Origin of the sequence: Paenibacillus sp. 2003 (genome assembly GCF_031455635.1) — a bacterium.
In the GTDB taxonomy this organism is placed as follows: Bacteria; Bacillota; Bacilli; order Paenibacillales; family Paenibacillaceae; genus Paenibacillus; species Paenibacillus amylolyticus_B.
Genome location: NZ_JAVDTB010000001.1, coordinates 122,293 through 139,817, shown reverse-complemented (window position 1 = coordinate 139,817; position 17,525 = coordinate 122,293). Strand labels below are relative to the sequence as shown.

The following is a 17,525-nucleotide window of genomic DNA, read 5'->3' as shown; positions in this document are numbered from 1 at the left end:
AAAAGAGTAGACACAGTTTCACAAAATTATAATAATCCCCGCTGCTCCGCGATTTGTACAGCATGGGTACGACTACTCGCACCCAGCTTTGCAAACACTCGGCGAATGTGGGTATTAACAGTTCCGGGTGAGATGCCAAACTCGGCAGCAATCTGTTTGCTGGTCAGGCCCTCAGCGATGTGACCAAATATTTTTTGTTCCATCGGGCTGAGGCCCACTTCCTTTGTATCCAGCTTGGCCTCTCCTGCAGATGAGAGGCCTCTCAATCGTTTGTCTCTTGCAAAAGCAGATAATAACTGCTTCACATAAACCATTTTCACACCATCATCGTGTATCGCCTTCGTACGACGCAGATAGAGATATTCCTCTAGCAACTGCTTCATCTGTTCACCTTCAGCAACAAATGAACGAATATACCCTTCGGGTCCTCCCAGCACCAGAGCACGGGATAACGCCACAACACTGGCATCTGTGAATCCCTGCTTTTGCAGCATGATTGACTCTAACAGAGCACACTCTACCTGTTCAGCAAGCAAGTCCCGTTCTTCAGCCTGTTTACGGAGTCGTCTCAGTTCCTCTCGTGCATAATCATACTGCTCAAGGATGATCATCGCACGTATGCGAACCATGGAACGGAAGATCTGATCACAGCTGATCTCAGCAGCCACATCTCCTTCGTTTGAAGGCTTAGCCAGAATAGTGTGGGCCGATTCCACCGGACTCATTTCAATTAAAATTCGGTATTGATGTGCTTTCAGTGATGGCAGCCAGTAGTCCATATCCTTCCCAGATAATAAACCTGAGACCTGCTGAAGCAGTTTCAAGCCTTCCTCAGGTCGACCCAGTGTAAGTTCAAGTCTGGCTTTGAGTACATAAGCTGGAACGAGCAACGCAGCCACCTTGATCTGCAAAGCCACTTCAAGCGCTCGGTCCACATATTTGATCGCTTCTGCGATTTGATTTTGCTCCATTAAAATCTCACCATATCCAACACCATAGTAGGACGTTACGTAGGCATGTTCAGCATACCAACGTTCCGTAATCGCTCCGAAGCAAGCTTCCCCACGCCTCAAGTAGCCATTAACGCCATGGAAGCTGCGCAGGCGCATACTCTCTCTCCGATCATAGTCCATATACTGAAAGGCAATATCATCAGGATAGCCCTGATCAATGTAGGACACCAAATAATGAGCCAGCCCATCTAAATCTCTATTCAAATAGGCCATGTATGCTCGCATCACACATATAACTTGCAACAAATAACCGATGATCTCAGGTTCCAACTGCCCTTGAAGATGCACCCGGATCACTTGTTCCAGTTCATCAAGCTGCTTCACCATCTGTCCATAAGGCATTTCACGCGCAACAAGGAACAGGTAAGACATATATAATTTGGGACGTGATTTCACGATCTCCAGTGGCACAACATCAAAGTATCGCCGGAGCGTCCACCACTCTCCCATAATAAAATGGGCAAACAACTCTTCCAGCAGTCTCGCTGCATCCTGCATGTGCTGACCGAGAATATAATGATCCAACGCTTCTGCCGGGTATCCCCGTTGTTCATACCAAAGTGCAGCAAGAGCATGTAATTCATTTACTTGTTCAGTACCACAACGATCCAGTTCACGCTTTAGAAATGCAGAGAACAAATGATGATAACGATACCAGTGCGCTTCCCGATCAAGTGGAACAAGAAAAAGATGTTCCTTCTCCAGTTGCCTTAACAATTGTGGAGCTTCCTGCATATCACTTAATACCTGACATAAACTGCTGTTCATTCTTCTCGTGATCGCTGTCCTGAGCAGAAATTGCTGCATTTCCGGTGACTGACGCTGGAATACCTCCTCAAGCATGTAATCTGAAATCGTCCTCTCGCCAGTAGGTCCATGATCTTCACGTGAGAGAGGTGACGATACCGAACTCATAGGGCTGACCAACGCGTTTCCACCCCATGCGTGAGATAAAGCAAGCAGCTTCAATCCGGCAGCCCACCCCTCCGTCTGCTGTACCCAACCACGCGCATCTCCCCCGGCAATATCCAATTGCATAATCTGTTGGCAAAATTCAATGCCCTCTTCTGGCGTAAATGCCAGTTCCAGAAGCGTAAATTGCTTCAATTCACCTCTCAGACGCAGCTTTTCAAGCTTGAATGGAGGATATGTTCGACTAGACAGGACTAGATGAATGGATAGGGGGAGATTTTCAATAAAGTATTGCATCTGTTCATGAATCTCCGGCTGGGTTACTGCATGATAGTCATCCAGAATAAGCAGCGTATGTTGATTGGTCTGGGCAACACGGTTCAACAATACTATCAATGCTGACCTGGGGTCTATCGGGTACCGTTGCAAAAAATGTGGCAGTACATCACCGCAGAGTTCCTTAATCACTCGATTCAGTGCATGAATAATGTAGAGCCAAAACTGAAGCGGGTCCTGATCTTTATCATCCAGGCAGACACAGGCTGCTTGAACAGCTTCACTTCTCACCCAGCTGCCCAACAGTGTTGATTTTCCTGAACCCGCCGGGGCAGTCAACAAAGTGACTTTGGATTGGAACAATTCTTTGCGTTGCAAACTTAGCCGTGGACGGTCCATTGTATCTGCTGGTAAGGGTGGAAGTTCCAGTTTGGTTGTCAAAATCATAAATTGAAGCCAGTCCCCGTGGAGACCAGCGGTATGTTCCTGTTGCATGAGATCCTCCCGAATCAGCACCATGGTGCACTTTTTTCCGATTCATTATATGTACATTCAGATACTCTAAGTATACAAGGAACCATGACTATGCCCCACATATTTTTGAACAGAAACAAACGACAAACAAACCCTGCACGTTGAATTGATTGCAGGGTACCATTTGCGCTGTGAAGCCATGATCCAATCGACGCTTTCTATCTTCCTGTCTGTAGCAACTTATAGTTTACTAGAATATAATTCAATCCCGATAACAGCGTAACTCCTGCTGCCAGCCACAATAAAATTACATCAACTCGCACCTCAGTCAGCAAACTAAACCGAACATTGTTCAACAAAATGGCAATGATCGCTGCCACCTGAAGCACCATTTTGATTTTTCCATACCGATCGGCTGCAAGAGCAATACCCTGTTCTGTGGCTACCATTCGTAATGCAGTAATGACAATCTCACGTCCTATAATGATTACTGCAATCCATGAACTGATCATATTCTCCTGAACCATCATGACCAGCGCTACCGCAATCAACAGTTTATCCGCCAGTGGATCAAGCAACTTTCCCAGATTCGTGATCTGATTATATTTTCTTGCCACATATCCATCTAATTTATCCGTACCTGCCGCTACCGCAAAAATAATTAGTGCAAACATCAAGCTATGCTGATTGAAAAAACAGATCATAAACAATGGAATCAACGCGATTCTAGCCAACGTGATTTTATTTGCCAGGTTCATTAGATATCTCCACTCCCCTCATCCATGTTGGCTAACTGACCTTTTTTCCATTTACGAATTCGGGTCCGAAACGATTTAAAAGGAGCTACCGAATTGATCTGGATCCACTTCACCATAGCCCATCCGGGCTTGGTACCCGTCCACTGTCTCATCCCTTGTACAAATAATTCCTCTTCACTCAGTGAGTCAATCCAATTCTGCCACTGTTGTTCTGTCTCCCGAAACAAAGAGCGCAGCTCCTCCAGCGTATAACTTGAATATTTTTCGTAAAACGATTCATTTAACGACCCCAATTGGTTCCATTTATATCCTGGTGCCGGCATATGACTTTCAAGTCCCAACTGTTCATTGCGCTCCCAGTCCATCACCAGGTTCATCCATCCTAACTGGTAGGCGATCATCTGGGATGGGGTCTTATCCATACCGTCAACCCACTTATCTTTATCACTGTCATGGATGCCATTGAATTCACCCTCAAACAATTCATAGGTGCTTCGAATCGTCTCACTTAATTCTTTCTTCGAGGCATATAAAATTCCAGGCACGCTACTCCACTCCCCTCGTTTCACCGTTTTACATGAATCAGAAGCAAGGACTCTATCATCATTTCGACCCAATTCCATAATCATCCTTTTTTTCAATTTGCTCTATTCATTTCTGCAAGAAAAAAGGGCAATCTGTAATCATTACAGCTGCCCTTTACTCAACCTATTTTGCTATATCAGCATACTCCTGATCCCAATTCTACAAAGCTTCCTTAATCACCCGTTTATAGTACCACACAGACAACAGACCAAAAATCGAATATAACAATGTATAGAGTATCATGACAATGACCGTTGGTGTCGCCAGCTCCGTACCAAAGAAAAACCAACCTGATTTCACGGCAAAGTAACTATGACTTAACCCCACCACAAGCGGAATACCAAAGTTAAACAACTGCTTGATCTGAATGCCACGCAACAGATTGCTTTGTGTAAATCCAAGTTTGCGCAGAATGGTATAATTGCCCTTCTCCTCTTCACTCTCATTCATTTGTTTAAAGTACAGGATACATCCCGATGTGATCAAGAACGTCAAACCAAGGAATCCAACAATGAACATAATTAGGCCCATCGTGTTACGTTGGTTATTTCTGAACTCTATCTGGGAGAAACTCGGTGCTTCCAACTGCTGCTCCTTATATACGGCATATGCCTCTTCAGCCTGCCCCTCGTTCACAATACGTACACCATAGTAGTCAGCCCACTCGGCTTTCTGCAGCTCGGGATCGATGTCCTGCTTCAGTTGCTGATATACCGTCTCATCCACGACCGCTACAGGCGTGCCCCCAGTATAGTATGCGGGAAGGACTCCATGTTTGGTTGTTCCGATCAGTTGTTGTGCCAGCCTATGTTTCAACCCGTGCAAGACGATTGGACCTTTCTCCTGAATGGAAATTAACTGTTGAATGGCATTTCCATATCCCATGAAGACCACTTCGCCTGGTTGCAGATCAATGTTATCTACCATGTCGTCACTCAACACACTACTGAACAGGTACTGTTCCGTCATGGACTCATCCATCACTTCATGAGCATCAATTTCAATGTAAATGGGCTGTCTGTGTTTCTCTTCATATGGAATCTGTTTGTGTTCCAACTCCGTTACAAAGCGATTTTTCACCTCAACCTGAGCAAAAGAGAAATCCTCCGGCAAACTTTCCTTGGCCTGCGCCTCTGCCGAATAATACGAAATGTAACTGAGCGACAGCATGCCAATAGCAAGCGCCGACACGGTTGTAATAATCGTAAGCAGCAATGCGTTGGATTTCATGCGGAACATGATTGAAGATAAAGACAACACCTCATGAATGGTAAGGTAGCCGTTTTTGCTTTTGCGAATCAGATTAAAAATAAAACTTACCGAACCCTTATAGAACAGGTATGTGCCCAGTATGACGGAGAAGAGAATCAGGATCATTGTATACATCAACTGCTGCATATCCATTGCCTCACCGCTGAACAGCCGTGCAGACATGAAGTATCCATACACAATCAGAGCAATGCCCAAGACACCAACAATCATCTGTCCGACAGACATCTTCTGCACCTGCTGCTCCGAAGTAGCCGACACGCGAAAGAGTGAGAGAATGCTCTGTCTCTTGATAAAAGTGTAGTTCATCAGCATGATGAGCAAATACATTATCGTAAAGACAATCACCGTTTGCATCAGTGCCATCGGAGAGAAGTACAGTCTCGTAATCGCGTCCACACTGAGAATTTTGAACAATATCATCAATACAAGCTTGGACGCAAGGAACCCAATCAACACACCGATGGCCATGGAGCCAAAATAAAGGATACTGTTCTCCGCACTCAAAATACCAAAAATTCTGCCTTTCGTCAGTCCGATCAATTGAAATAATCCAATTTCTTTGCTACGCCGCTTGATAAAGATCGTATTGGCATAGAGCAAAAAGATACCGACAATGACGATTAACAGTACCGAAGATGCGCCTATAGCCGCCGCACCTTTCGTTGAAGCAGCTACCTCATCCATGGAAGGATCATACTGTAACGTCACAAAGGAAAAATATAAGGCCACACTGAACACAAGCGCAAAAACATAGAGATAATAATTCTTCAGATTTTTCCTGAGATTACGGAAGATAATATAATTCAAGCTCATTGCTGCACACCACCCAATACGCCCTGGGTTTTGATAATATCGTTGAAGAACGATTGCCGTGACTCGTCTCCTTTATTCAACAGGGTGTAGATCTGACCGTCTCGAATAAAGATCACTCTGCTGCAATAACTTGCGGCAACCGGATCATGGGTAACCATAATAATAGTCGCTTTTCGTGCGCTGTTCATATCACTTAACTTGCCGAGCAGATCCGAAGCGGACTTGGAATCCAGCGCTCCTGTCGGCTCATCCGCAAAAATGATACTCGGCTCGTGGACAAATGCTCGTGCTGCCGAAGTCCGCTGTTTCTGACCCCCTGAAATCTCAGATGGATACTTGTCTTTCAACTCGTAGATTCCCAGTTCACGGGCAATCTGTTCAAACTTCCGGTGTGCCTCCTGTTTTGGAATGCTCGTGATCGAGAGCGGCAATAATACATTTTCCTTTACCGTAAGGGTATCCAGAAGATTATATTCCTGAAAAATAAAGCCCAGATGATGTTTGCGGAACTCAGCCAGCTGTTTCTCCTTCATTCCGGTGAATTCCTTGCCCTCAATATCAATCGTGCCCTGGCTCACCCGATCAATGGAGGAAAGTACGTTAAGCAGTGTCGTTTTGCCTGAACCCGAAGGCCCCATAATACCTACAAACTCTCCCTTGCTTACCCCAAGATCAATCCCCTTCAGCACTTCCTGTTTATTCAGTTTATTACCATAGACTTTATGAATTTTTTTGGCTTCCAGTATCCACATATCCCACTCACTCCTCTTAGATCTTCTGCAAAATGCTCATGTCTATATCATAGGCGGAATGTGCAGTGTTATCGTGTGATTCACCGAACAAAACCAAAAAGCATGTGACATTGTTGTCACACGCCTGCAAGATGCACCATGTCGTTTTTTCGCGGAAAAGTAAGTGTGACGGTTGTGCCCTCGCCAAGAGAAGATTCTACATGAATGTTCATATGAAGCGTCTGGACCACTTGACGAACCAGATACAGCCCCATTCCGGTAGCCGCTCCATCCATTCTGCCTCGGGTGGATGTAAATCCTTTATCAAATATACGCGGCAGATCTTGAGTCTCAATCCCTCGCCCGTGATCCTGAATCATGAGTATGATGTGTCCATCTTGTTCCCGACTTTCAATGAGGATGTCCGATGAATCGCTATATTTCACCGCATTGCTCAACAACTGCCGGAGGATGAAACCTAACCATTTGCTGTCTGTGAGCACACGCGATACCATTAAAGACACATCAAAGCCAATGCCTTTGGAAATGCACCACGATTTCAGTGCTCGTATCTCGCTATTCAATACCGGTTCAAGTTCCGTCTCTTCGATGAACAGATCATTATGCATAAACGGAATACGCTTCTGATGAAGCTGCTGATCCAGTAACTGATGAATTCGTAACCATTCATATGTCATTTGGCTCTGTAACTTGTCATCTGGCAAGCGCTCGATCATCAGTTGCAACGCTGTCAGTGGGGTCTTCACCTCATGAATCCAGGACAACATCTCGTCCTTCTCCTGTTCCAGAGCGATAAAATGATGTGACGACTCCTTACGATACCGCTGTGTCTGGGAACTGACGGCCTCATGTACAATCTGCTCATATGGACTTTCGGCGATATCGAGTTCTCTTAGATCATAGGTATGATCCCAGATGCTCAATTTTTTATAGAAACGGGTCTCTTTCAGGTATCTCGCCCAGATAAAAACAAGACATACCACCACATTCAATCCTACGATATACACCACAGATTGGAATGGAATGGACGAGTCAAGGTAGGCCACCAATAAAATAATAAGTTGCATGCTTACCAGTAGCCATAACCAACTAGCCCTTTCTCGTATGTACTTTCCGATCATGCTTCTGCCTCTTCCGTTGCCATGTACCCCTGACCTACTTTGGTTTCAATGTAACGCTCCAAACCGATGGGTTCAAGTTTCTTCCTTAACCGATTAACGTTAACCGTCAGCGTATTGTCACTCACAAAATGCTCATGATCCCACAAACTCCGGATGAGGTCCTCACGAGTAACAATCTGATTTTTGTGCTCGACCAGCACTTTAAGGATGAACATCTCATTTTTGGTCAACAGGACAGATTCATCCCCGCAGGTCAACGTATTTTTCACATATTCAATAGCAGCACCGCGCCAGGTTCGGAGTTCAGTATGCTCTGTATTATAGTTGTACACCCTCCGCAAAGTCGCTTGGATCTTGGCAATCAATACATCGAAGTGAAAAGGCTTCTGGATAAAATCATCTGCACCCAAATGCATGGACATGACCATATCCGCAGGATGATCCCGTGAGGACAAAAAAATAATCGGCACATTGGAGTGCGAACGAATGATCCGGCACCAATGAAACCCGTCATATTGAGGTAACTGAATATCAATAATGACCAGTTGCGGCTGAATTACGCTGTACTCCTGCAATACCTTGCCAAAATCCTGCACACCATACACGTCATACGACCACTGGGACAAACGTTCCTTGATTTCATTGAATAACGAATCGTCGTCTTCAATGAGCATAATTTTAAACAAGAGACTTCACCTACGTTTCTGATCTTCTAAGGTTGAATAAGTCATTAGACTCCGTTGTTGCAGGATTACCTTTACGGGTATGAATCGTATTTCCGATCGCTGATTCCAGTGTACAGGGAAGTTGGGCTTATATCAAAAGGTATTCATACTTCGTAAAGAAAACGAGCCCGAAATACGTATATCCTATTAATTCTCAATAGTGTGTATAACATGACTTGCATCACTGTGTTCGTCGATCCTCTCGATCAACTGCATCGCTACGTCTCGTGGCGATCTTAATTGTCCTGCTTCATATACTTGATTGAACATACCTGCAAGGGCGAACTCCTCTGCACTTTTGCCTCGTGCAACAGCCTGCAATTCCGTATCGACCATCCCCGGATCAAAAGCAATAATCTCAACAGGGTTCTGTTGACCGGTTTGCTCCAAAGATACGCATTGGGTGAACATGTTCATGCCTGCCTTGGATGTACAGTACACTGCCATTGAAGGCGCGGGATAACTTCCCGAACCCGATGAGAGATTAACAATTTTACGTCTGGCGGATAGGTGATTGGTTTGTTGAATAAAAGATGAACTCAATATCATTGGCGCTGCAAGACTGATGTTGAGACTTTGACTAATCTCTGCCGCACTGCATTGGTCTATAGGTCTTAGAGGCTCCAGCATCGCTGCATTATTAATGAGTCCAATGCAATCGGCATCCTGAGGCAGAATCTCGTCCAACACACGTGTAACCAAATCATCAATCCCTGTCAGATCGGCTAAGTCGTACTGAACATGGCGGTAACGCCCGATCCATTTCTCGCCTGATTCCAAGAGATCTGAACGCCCGCGTGAAATACCGTAAACGTAATCCCCCTTAGCCAATAATAACTCTGCAAGTTGTAAACCGATCCCTTTGGAAGTGCCTGTAATGATAAAGTGTCTTCTTCCTGTTTGCGTTCCCATTCTGATACCATCCTCCTCTATTTTCAATGCATGTAATTCCCCTACTCTTACGAGTTTTTCTTTCTCCACAACGTGGCCCACAGAAAAGGTACACCAAAACATGGTTCATGCTGCTCCATCGCCTTCATTGCACGGAACTCCACACATTCAAAGCCATCTTTCAGCATGTAGCGAAGCTTCTCCTCCGTGAACGCAAGACCACCTCGCATCGACTTCTCTTGATACACCTGCCAATCATTCATAACGATCTCAGGCCCACCAATATCGCCAAAACCAGGAGCAAAACAAGTCATTCCAAAGTATCCTCCGGGCTTGAGCGCTTGGTGAATCATCTCTATGTAGGGAATCCGCTGATGTGGTAACAGATGATGTAGACAACCCGAGTCGTAGACAAGATCATATTCTTGCTCTGGAGCCAGTTCGAACACGGAGCGACATTCAAAGTGCACGTCCAGTTGCTCTTCTGCCGCCCTCTCTTTAGCCCAGGCAATCGCTGTCTCGGAAAGATCATAAGCATCTACCTGATATCCCTGGCGGGTTAAATACAACGCATTTCTGCCCGGGCCACACCCCAGTTCCAGTGCCTTGCCGCCGCTCAGCACACCTGCGTTTACATGCGCTACCAGATTCTCATCCGGTTTGTTTGGAAAAAAGGGGATGGGTCTGTTCCGATCCTCATAGAAAGGCTCCCAAAACTGCTTGGCAGATCTGAAGTCCGCATCGAGCATATCATATAGATCCTGTACACTTTTAATCGTCTTTTCCACAACCACATTCCTCCTTAAATGCTCCATCCAAACCTTCATTTTCGACTATTCATTCCTCGTCATTTTCGTTAAATCAGCCACACTCTATTATAACATTTTTACCCAGCAGTTCTCTATTTTTCTTGCGTTTTTCTACTCCAAAACATAAGCTTTTTCCAACAAAAAAAACGACCGACATGGATGTCGATCGCTTACAATCGTAGCAGTTTTGAGTTGTAATTTACTTCGCCCGTTCCAAGACTGCAAAGTAATTTCCTTCGTTATCAGCAAAGTTGAAGACACGTCCGGTGGGCATCTCGACAATCTCTCCCACCGTTACATGTTTACCAGACAAGTCGGCATATAACTGATCCAGATTTTCGGTGAAGAACATTAACGAAGGTGTGCCCAGATTTACACCCGCCGACATCCGTTCGACGAACTCTTTGTCATGGAGGATAATGCTCGTCTGCGAATCTGGGGTAGGCGCAATCTCAATCCATCTCATGCCTCCTTCAAGGTTTACTTCATCCACAATGTGGAACCCCGCTACTTCCGTCCAAAATGCCAGTGATTCATCTTGATTGTTGACATACAACATAATCTGGCCGACTTTGCTAAACATGGATCATTCACTCCTCTGATCATCTAATCTCTCAATATTCTGCTTATCATTCCTCAAATTCCAATAGAGTATAACATGCAGAACAGCTTTTTTTATCATCTTTCTTTGCAAGTACTAACTACACATTAGACTTATTGCGTGCCTTTTAACTTCTTCGTAAGATAAAGTACAACATCGTCGTCCATAATCGTTTCTTCACCCGGCTGAATGTAATGATCATGTTTGTGTACACCGTGACCGTCTGGTATGTACCCGCGATGGGCATATAGAACTTGCGCTTTGCCATAATCGGAGAACACACCTACACCAATGCCTGCTACATCCGTTCGTTCCGAAATAACTTCCTCTGCTCGGTCCATCAACCGTGAACCAATACCTTGGCGCTGGAACTTCACCAGCACATTGAAATCGTTAATTTCGGGAATGCCTTGTTCCCTGAAAGACGGGTAGTTGGAATACCACAATACATTCACGTATCCGGCAAATTCTCCATTCAACTCGGCTACCAAGGTTACGCGATCCCCATTCTGTTGTTCAGCCAAGTAATGAAGATACTGCTCAGCGAATCTCCCCCACCCCTGCTCCTGAAACGCCTTTGATATGATTACAGGATCACTCTCATTTAATAATCTGATATGTACATTCATTAATGAATTCTCCTTAATAAGATATCTCTCCTTGCTATATCCCCAGTCGATCTCGAAGCGATGTGATCTGAGCAACATGGTGTTTGCCATGCCAAGCATACATGCCCAGATTATAATCCAGTCTCGTCGTTTCTTGTGATGAGGGATGATAGAATTGTTTGGCATAATCTGCATCTGTCAACGCGTTTAACAGAAACACCCAACGACGATGGAGGGCATCCAGAATCTGAAGTGAGAATTCAACATCCAGGTCTCTTGAATCACTCAATTCAGCCCAGCGCTCTTCATAATAAGGCCGAATCGTTGGTGTATCCTCTGTCAGTGCCAACTTGAAACGAATCATACTGTTCATATGGCTGTCTGCCATGTGGTGAATGACCTGTTTGAGCATCCATCCACCTTCTCGATACGGCAGACTTAATTGCTCTTCACTTAGTCCCTTTACCGCTTCTCGTGCACGTTCAGGCAACTCAGCAATGTCCTGAATCCACTTCTCCCGCTGTGCCAAGGTAACTTCACCTGTGTGTACAAATGGTCCTATTGGAAATCGTTCATCCATCCATTATTCCTCCTTGTTTGTATGATGAAAATAACTTTTAATATTCTAACGAGCATATTCCATGAGCCAGCAGTCTCTCATCTGTCCTTCATGCTGCTCATGTTTCTCCAACAGCTTAATCCTTTGAAAACCACATTTCTCATAACAGGATATCGCTCGCAAGTTCCAGGATTGAGGGTCCATCACCACTTTACAGGCTTGTTTTTCATGAATCAGATAGGCCAGCATGGATTGCACCAACTGTGTGCCTATACCTTTATTCCAGTAATCTACCTCTCCAATAAACTGATCTGTTCCATAGATGATCTCATCCGTGTATCCGTAACCATACTCCGTTCGTTCTTCTTCCTCAAGCTTATAGAACTGAATGTATCCAATCGGATGTCCTCCATACTCAACGATACAACGAGTAGCATCATCTTTCTGATTGTAAAAATGCTCTCTTACCCTATCCAGATCATGCGGCCGATCACGGCCTTCATAGTATTGAAGAACTGCCGGGTCAGTCAACCACTTCACCAGATGGTGTTCATCTTCAACCTCCAGGAAACGTACGGTGATTTCATTCGATTCATATACATTTCTCATTCTGATTACTCCTTATTAATCTCCAGATTCTCACCCGTAACCCAACTCAGATCCTTTCCTAACAAATGCTCGTTGTGAACATAATACACCATGGGATTCTCAAGCGGCTGAGTCGTTCCATCCAAAGATCTGAGCGTTAACCGCAACTTGTAGCTCCCTATCTCATTAGGTATCGCAAATCCTATCAGATTATCAGCTGATTTCATGGTTTTCCCCTGCGCCTTCAGATACTTTTCCAGAATGACTTGATCAAGATAGGAGCTGCCAACAGACGAAGGCATGTACCACGCATCATCTTGTTCTTCAGCGAATGTCACCTCTTCCCATCCAGGAACAACGGGATACACCATATGTTGATCCTTGTCTTCTCTTTTTCTTGTTATCTCTAACTCTACCTCAACTGCGTCCGTATCAATCTGCCTTATTGTGCCTGCCATCACAACATCCTGGGCACTCACACTTGGAATAACATAGCTGTATATGAGCAGAGTCACCAAGAGGATTATCGTTATTCCCGTAATCCAAAATATTGTACTTTTACGCATCGGTCTGATCCTCCCGTCTGGTTAATCATACTTCTGGAGCAGCTCCTTCTCTGTTAAAGATTGAGTTAACCTATCCAACTCAGGTGATGCCGTCCAATCACTGGAGGTATTCAATCCATGTTTGATTGTATGTATCGCGCTATGTGCAGACATGTATATATTATGGTGGATTCCAGGTTGGACAATGCTGTGCTCTCCTGCATCCATCACTCGAATTGAAAGCATCTGATCGTCTCCATAACTGGCATACGCAATCCATCCGGTTTGCACCACATAAAACTCCGTTAAATTGATATGTACATGACTGTTTTGCCATGCTCCCCGGGAAGAGGCAACGGTTCTACAATAATAACTACCATCTTCTGCTATCATTTTATATTTCTGTTCCCCGTTCTCCATCTGCTCGAAGCTGGTTTTGACACCCGTTTCACCATATTTCTGTTCTGAAAATTCTGTGTTCACTCGGCTTCATCTCCTGACAAAAAATCCCTTTATTTAAACATTCGACATAGGTAAGTCGATTCTCCTGTTTGGATATGCGATATATCTTTTCTAAAATATGAAACGCTTCTCTTCCAGCTTCCGTATTAAGGTCGAAGTCATATGTAACCCCATATAATAAACCATCTAATCCGGAGGTTGAGCGCATGTCATTTTTCAAGAAAATGTTAGCCAGTGTAGGTGTTGGAGCAGCCAAAGTAAATACGGAATTGCATACACCAGAGGTCACACCTGGAGGAATCATCTCAGGGGTTGTGTACATTGAAGGTGGAGATGTGGAACAGAACGTAGATCGAATCTATCTTTCAATCAAAACCCATTACATACGGGAGCGCGATGATCGCAAAGTAAAAGAAACAGCCGTTATAGCCAAATATCTGCTCACCGAAGGTTTCACATTACAGCCTGGAGCCAAATTGGAGAAAGACTTCTCATTTGACCTGCCAGAAAATCTGCCAATTACACTGCATCGTGCAGAGGTATGGGTAGAGACGGGCCTCGATATTTCAAGTGCTGTAGACCCCTCAGACCGGGACAGACTGCATGTTGTTCCTAGCAAAGACATGAACACCGTGCTCGATGCAATTGATATCCTTGGTTTCAAACTACGTGAAGTCACCAATGACTATGCACCAAAGCTGGGCGGCAATCTGCCATTTGTACAGGAATTTGAATTTGTACCAACAAACAAATTCCGTGGGCATCTGGATGAGTTGGAAGTGCTGTTCTATCCGATGGGTGATTCGCTGGAACTGCTATTACAGATCGACCGCCGCGCTCGTGGGCTCAGTGGAATATTCTCCGAAGCCATGGGTACGGATGAAAGTTTTGTCCGCCTGCATCTATATGAAAGACATCTGGCGCGAGGGGCGCATTCTGTCGCTCAAGGACTGGAAGAAATCATTTCCAAACATATTTAATCTATAGTTTGTTTAAACGAAAAAAAACCGTCCTCTATCAGATGAGTCGTCTGATGGAGGACAATTTTTTGGTTGGTTCAGTTTCACAAGACAATACTTCAAGAACGCTGTGTCCAGCGTTGCATTCCTAATCGAAGACCGTAATATACTGCGGCGAGCAAAACGAATCCGGCAACAGCCATGATTATGGATGTTGTATCCCACCGAACAATGGTTCCAAAAGCAATCTTGGATTGCAATGGGGTACCCGAAGAAGCGGTGTTTGTCAGATCAGGTACGTAATTCATGGTCATAATCATGCCTTGGACGACATTCCAAGCTGCAAAACCGATGATGAATAACAAGGTAACCAGAACGGATTCCATCGCTAATCGTTTGTTCATGCTTTTCATTTTGCCTCCTTAATTATGGTTGTGAAGGATTGCTCTATACGAAGTCTCTTCCCAATCAATTAGACAAGAAGTGCTTCATCTCCTGTTTTAGACGATCTTTATTTGCATCCACATATTGATACAGCAGGTCAAAGCTTTCTTCGTTATCCGATTGCATGCTCAGATTCGCGGCTTCCAGTTCAATCTGCTGTAATACCTCATGAATCTGTTCCCCGTGTGTTTGCAGGCTTGTCGTGATGTCATCTTCGGACAGGCCATTCACATTATCTCGTAATTGACCGTGAGTTACGCCGCTTTCGGACAACATCTGCTCTATTTTCTTCAGGATCACGGCATCTGCATCATTGCCGATCCGCTCCATAGCTGTTATCGTCTCACCCAGATACTGCCCGCTGGCATTCTCAAGGAAACCGGTAATCCCGTTCATGGACAGCTCGGTATCCAGATCGATGATCAGAATGATATCTCGCAATACTTGCGGAAGTTCCTGCCCACTTTCTCGAATCGTCGCAAAGTCAGCCCGATAAAGGTCCATGGCAACACTGCCCACCACTTCTTCACCTGACATCTCTTCAAGCTGATCGAGTGGTAACAACTCCTGCAATTCTTCTTGTAACTTGTTCATCTTTCTCTGCCTCCTGTATCTCTCTGTCTGAATAGTTTGAACGAATGTTTTTACACTGGACCACTACGCGGTCAGAATAAACTTCCGATCGCTGTTATCGATAGATTTTTTCAATCCCTTTATTAAAGGGGAAAATCCGGTGATAAAGGCGAACGCTCCGCTTCTTCAGTTTGTTTCTGCCCTCTCCGTTTCGTGTAAATTTCAAGTTCAACTACGCCGACACGTTATTACATCATAGCAGAATACGCTATACAAGTTGAACTTATGGAAGTTTACATGTTCGTGCCGAAGTCATTTTACAGGGAATATCGTCAAGTTAACGTGCACTTGACCTCTGGAAAATGTTCCGCTGTTATGATCTTGTCATCACGAGTCTTGGGAGGGGTAATGATGCGCCTAGCCTTGTTCACAGACACCTATCTTCCGGAAACCAATGGTGTTGCTGGCACGCTCCACCGCTTGAGTAACCATCTGAACCGCAGAAGAATTGAACATCTGCTGTTTACTCCGAACTCCATCATTGAAGGAAGCCATGAGACTCAAGTCAGATCGGTTGCCAACATCCCCTTTTTTCTGTATCCCGAATGCCGCATTGCTCTACCCAACAGAGCAGACACTCACAAGCAGCTACAAACCTTTCAACCCGATCTGCTGCATATCGCTACGCCTTTTAATATGGGGCTGCTTGGTCAGAGGTATGCGCTCAAAAATCATCTTCCCCATGTGGTCTCCTACCATACCCACTTCGATCGTTATCTCGAATACTACCGGTTGAAAAGCATGATTCCGCTCTACTGGAAATACATCCAATGGTTCCACCGTGCCTGTGATGCAACCCTAACTCCATCGCAGGAAACGTTAAACACCCTTCAAGCCCAAGGCATTCAGCGTCTGAAACTTTGGTCTCGCGGGATTGATTGCAACCTGTACTCCCCTGATAAACGCAGCTCGGATATCCGTGAACGATACCACATCATCGCTCCCCTTATTCTACTCTACGTTGGACGCATTGCCCCGGAAAAAGATATCGCTACACTCACGACTACCATGCAGCAGCTCCCCCAGGAAATGCAGTGCCGTGTACACTGGATTATCGTTGGCGACGGCCCATCTCTTCCCAAAATGCGTTCGCGAACCCCACCAAATGTCACCTATACAGGGTATATGCATGGTGAAGAACTTGCTGTTATGTATGCTTCGGCAGATCTGTTTGTGTTTCCTTCCTCTACGGAGACATTTGGCAATGTGGTGCTGGAAGCGATGGCTTCAGGACTTCCTGTGGTAGCGGCAAATGCCGGAGGTGTAAAGGATCTGGTATCCCACCACCGCAATGGTGTATTGTTCGAGCCAGGTCAGGCTGATGCACTGATTCGGGAGATATGTCTCTGGGGAAATCACGGGGACCAATTGCGGATGATGGGACTGGAAGGCAGAAAGCTGGCTGAGCAGCGGTCGTGGGAGCATATTTTTGATACACTGATCGGGGATTATGAGGAAGCTATAGAACAACGGAACAGACAAACGAAAAATCGAATTATTACAGCGTAGTCTGATGAAATCAGTTTCTTCCAACAACCCATAACTACCGCCACTGTCCTATGCAAAATTAAACCGGTTCGCCCGTTCAAACCGACCGTAGCAGCATGTGCACGCTACTACGGTCAGCCTGAATAGCGAATATGTTGAGCGTTAAGGTGTGATACCAGAAATCAGATTTCTATTCTGAATGCAAGGTAACCCTTTTCCACACACCATAGGAAGTCC

Annotated in this window: 19 protein-coding genes; 2 read left to right on the top strand and 17 right to left on the bottom strand. The window is 45.0% G+C overall.

The window, feature by feature from the left end; translation table 11 throughout:
* Positions 1-26 precede the first annotated feature (26 nt).
* The 15 genes from J2X75_RS00825 to J2X75_RS00755 all read right to left on the bottom strand — a co-directional run bounded on the left by J2X75_RS00825 (position 27) and on the right by J2X75_RS00755 (position 13,785).
* Positions 27-2,696 carry a winged helix-turn-helix domain-containing protein gene (locus tag J2X75_RS00825; protein WP_310333715.1) on the bottom strand — a complete coding sequence of 890 codons (2,670 nt, stop codon included), beginning with the start codon at positions 2,694-2,696 and terminating at the stop codon, positions 27-29.
* Positions 2,697-2,893: 197 nt separating this feature from the next.
* Positions 2,894-3,433, bottom strand: coding sequence for a CDP-diacylglycerol--glycerol-3-phosphate 3-phosphatidyltransferase (pgsA, locus tag J2X75_RS00820; RefSeq protein ID WP_310333713.1), 540 nt, complete (start codon positions 3,431-3,433; stop codon positions 2,894-2,896).
* Entirely contained in the window at positions 3,433-3,978 is a 546-nt protein-coding gene (locus J2X75_RS00815) for a ClbS/DfsB family four-helix bundle protein (RefSeq protein WP_310333712.1), read from the bottom strand. Before J2X75_RS00815 ends, pgsA begins: the two co-directional genes overlap by 1 nt.
* Positions 3,979-4,177: 199 nt before the next feature.
* Positions 4,178-6,103 (bottom strand): FtsX-like permease family protein, encoded by a 1,926-nt coding sequence (locus J2X75_RS00810; RefSeq protein ID WP_310333710.1) that lies wholly within the window; start codon positions 6,101-6,103, stop codon positions 4,178-4,180.
* Positions 6,100-6,855, bottom strand: coding sequence for an ABC transporter ATP-binding protein (locus tag J2X75_RS00805; RefSeq protein WP_310333708.1), 756 nt, complete (start codon positions 6,853-6,855; stop codon positions 6,100-6,102). Before J2X75_RS00805 ends, J2X75_RS00810 begins: the two co-directional genes overlap by 4 nt.
* Before the next feature lie 116 nt (positions 6,856-6,971).
* On the bottom strand, positions 6,972-7,976 hold the full coding sequence (locus tag J2X75_RS00800; RefSeq protein WP_124113629.1) for a sensor histidine kinase: 1,005 nt from the start codon (positions 7,974-7,976) through the stop codon (positions 6,972-6,974).
* Entirely contained in the window at positions 7,973-8,662 is a 690-nt protein-coding gene (locus J2X75_RS00795) for a response regulator transcription factor (RefSeq protein ID WP_310333706.1), read from the bottom strand. Before J2X75_RS00795 ends, J2X75_RS00800 begins: the two co-directional genes overlap by 4 nt.
* Positions 8,663-8,848: 186 nt before the next feature.
* The gene (locus J2X75_RS00790; RefSeq protein WP_310333704.1) at positions 8,849-9,613 is read right to left on the bottom strand and encodes an SDR family NAD(P)-dependent oxidoreductase; all 765 of its coding nucleotides are present in this window, start codon (positions 9,611-9,613) and stop codon (positions 8,849-8,851) included.
* A gap of 47 nt (positions 9,614-9,660) precedes the next feature.
* Positions 9,661-10,407 (bottom strand): class I SAM-dependent methyltransferase, encoded by a 747-nt coding sequence (locus tag J2X75_RS00785; RefSeq protein ID WP_310333701.1) that lies wholly within the window; start codon positions 10,405-10,407, stop codon positions 9,661-9,663.
* Between the two features lie 193 nt (positions 10,408-10,600).
* A complete protein-coding gene (locus J2X75_RS00780; protein WP_310333700.1) occupies positions 10,601-10,984 on the bottom strand; it encodes a VOC family protein in 384 nt (127 codons plus the stop codon).
* Between the two features lie 131 nt (positions 10,985-11,115).
* Positions 11,116-11,631: a GNAT family N-acetyltransferase gene (locus J2X75_RS00775; protein WP_310333697.1), complete on the bottom strand. Its 516-nt coding sequence runs from the start codon at positions 11,629-11,631 to the stop codon at positions 11,116-11,118.
* 34 nt (positions 11,632-11,665) lie between these two features.
* The gene (locus J2X75_RS00770) at positions 11,666-12,190 is read right to left on the bottom strand and encodes a YfiT family bacillithiol transferase (RefSeq protein WP_310333696.1); all 525 of its coding nucleotides are present in this window, start codon (positions 12,188-12,190) and stop codon (positions 11,666-11,668) included.
* A 45-nt stretch (positions 12,191-12,235) separates the two neighbouring features.
* Positions 12,236-12,778 carry a GNAT family N-acetyltransferase gene (locus J2X75_RS00765; RefSeq protein ID WP_310333694.1) on the bottom strand — a complete coding sequence of 181 codons (543 nt, stop codon included), beginning with the start codon at positions 12,776-12,778 and terminating at the stop codon, positions 12,236-12,238.
* A gap of 5 nt (positions 12,779-12,783) precedes the next feature.
* On the bottom strand, positions 12,784-13,323 hold the full coding sequence (locus J2X75_RS00760; RefSeq protein WP_310333692.1) for a hypothetical protein: 540 nt from the start codon (positions 13,321-13,323) through the stop codon (positions 12,784-12,786).
* 21 nt (positions 13,324-13,344) lie between these two features.
* Positions 13,345-13,785 (bottom strand): hypothetical protein, encoded by a 441-nt coding sequence (locus tag J2X75_RS00755; RefSeq protein ID WP_310333691.1) that lies wholly within the window; start codon positions 13,783-13,785, stop codon positions 13,345-13,347.
* A 185-nt stretch (positions 13,786-13,970) separates the two neighbouring features.
* Between J2X75_RS00755 and J2X75_RS00750 the strand changes: the two genes are divergently transcribed.
* Positions 13,971-14,744 carry a sporulation protein gene (locus tag J2X75_RS00750; RefSeq protein WP_124113621.1) on the top strand — a complete coding sequence of 258 codons (774 nt, stop codon included), beginning with the start codon at positions 13,971-13,973 and terminating at the stop codon, positions 14,742-14,744.
* Positions 14,745-14,842: 98 nt separating this feature from the next.
* Here the strand turns inward: J2X75_RS00750 and J2X75_RS00745 are convergent, their stop codons facing one another.
* Positions 14,843-15,127 (bottom strand): hypothetical protein, encoded by a 285-nt coding sequence (locus J2X75_RS00745; protein WP_310333688.1) that lies wholly within the window; start codon positions 15,125-15,127, stop codon positions 14,843-14,845.
* 64 nt (positions 15,128-15,191) lie between these two features.
* On the bottom strand, positions 15,192-15,761 hold the full coding sequence (locus J2X75_RS00740) for a DMP19 family protein (RefSeq protein ID WP_310333687.1): 570 nt from the start codon (positions 15,759-15,761) through the stop codon (positions 15,192-15,194).
* 387 nt (positions 15,762-16,148) lie between these two features.
* On the opposite strand from J2X75_RS00740, the gene J2X75_RS00735 reads away from it, so the two are divergent.
* Positions 16,149-17,309, top strand: coding sequence for a glycosyltransferase family 4 protein (locus tag J2X75_RS00735; protein WP_310333685.1), 1,161 nt, complete (start codon positions 16,149-16,151; stop codon positions 17,307-17,309).
* Positions 17,310-17,525: the final 216 nt, after the last annotated feature.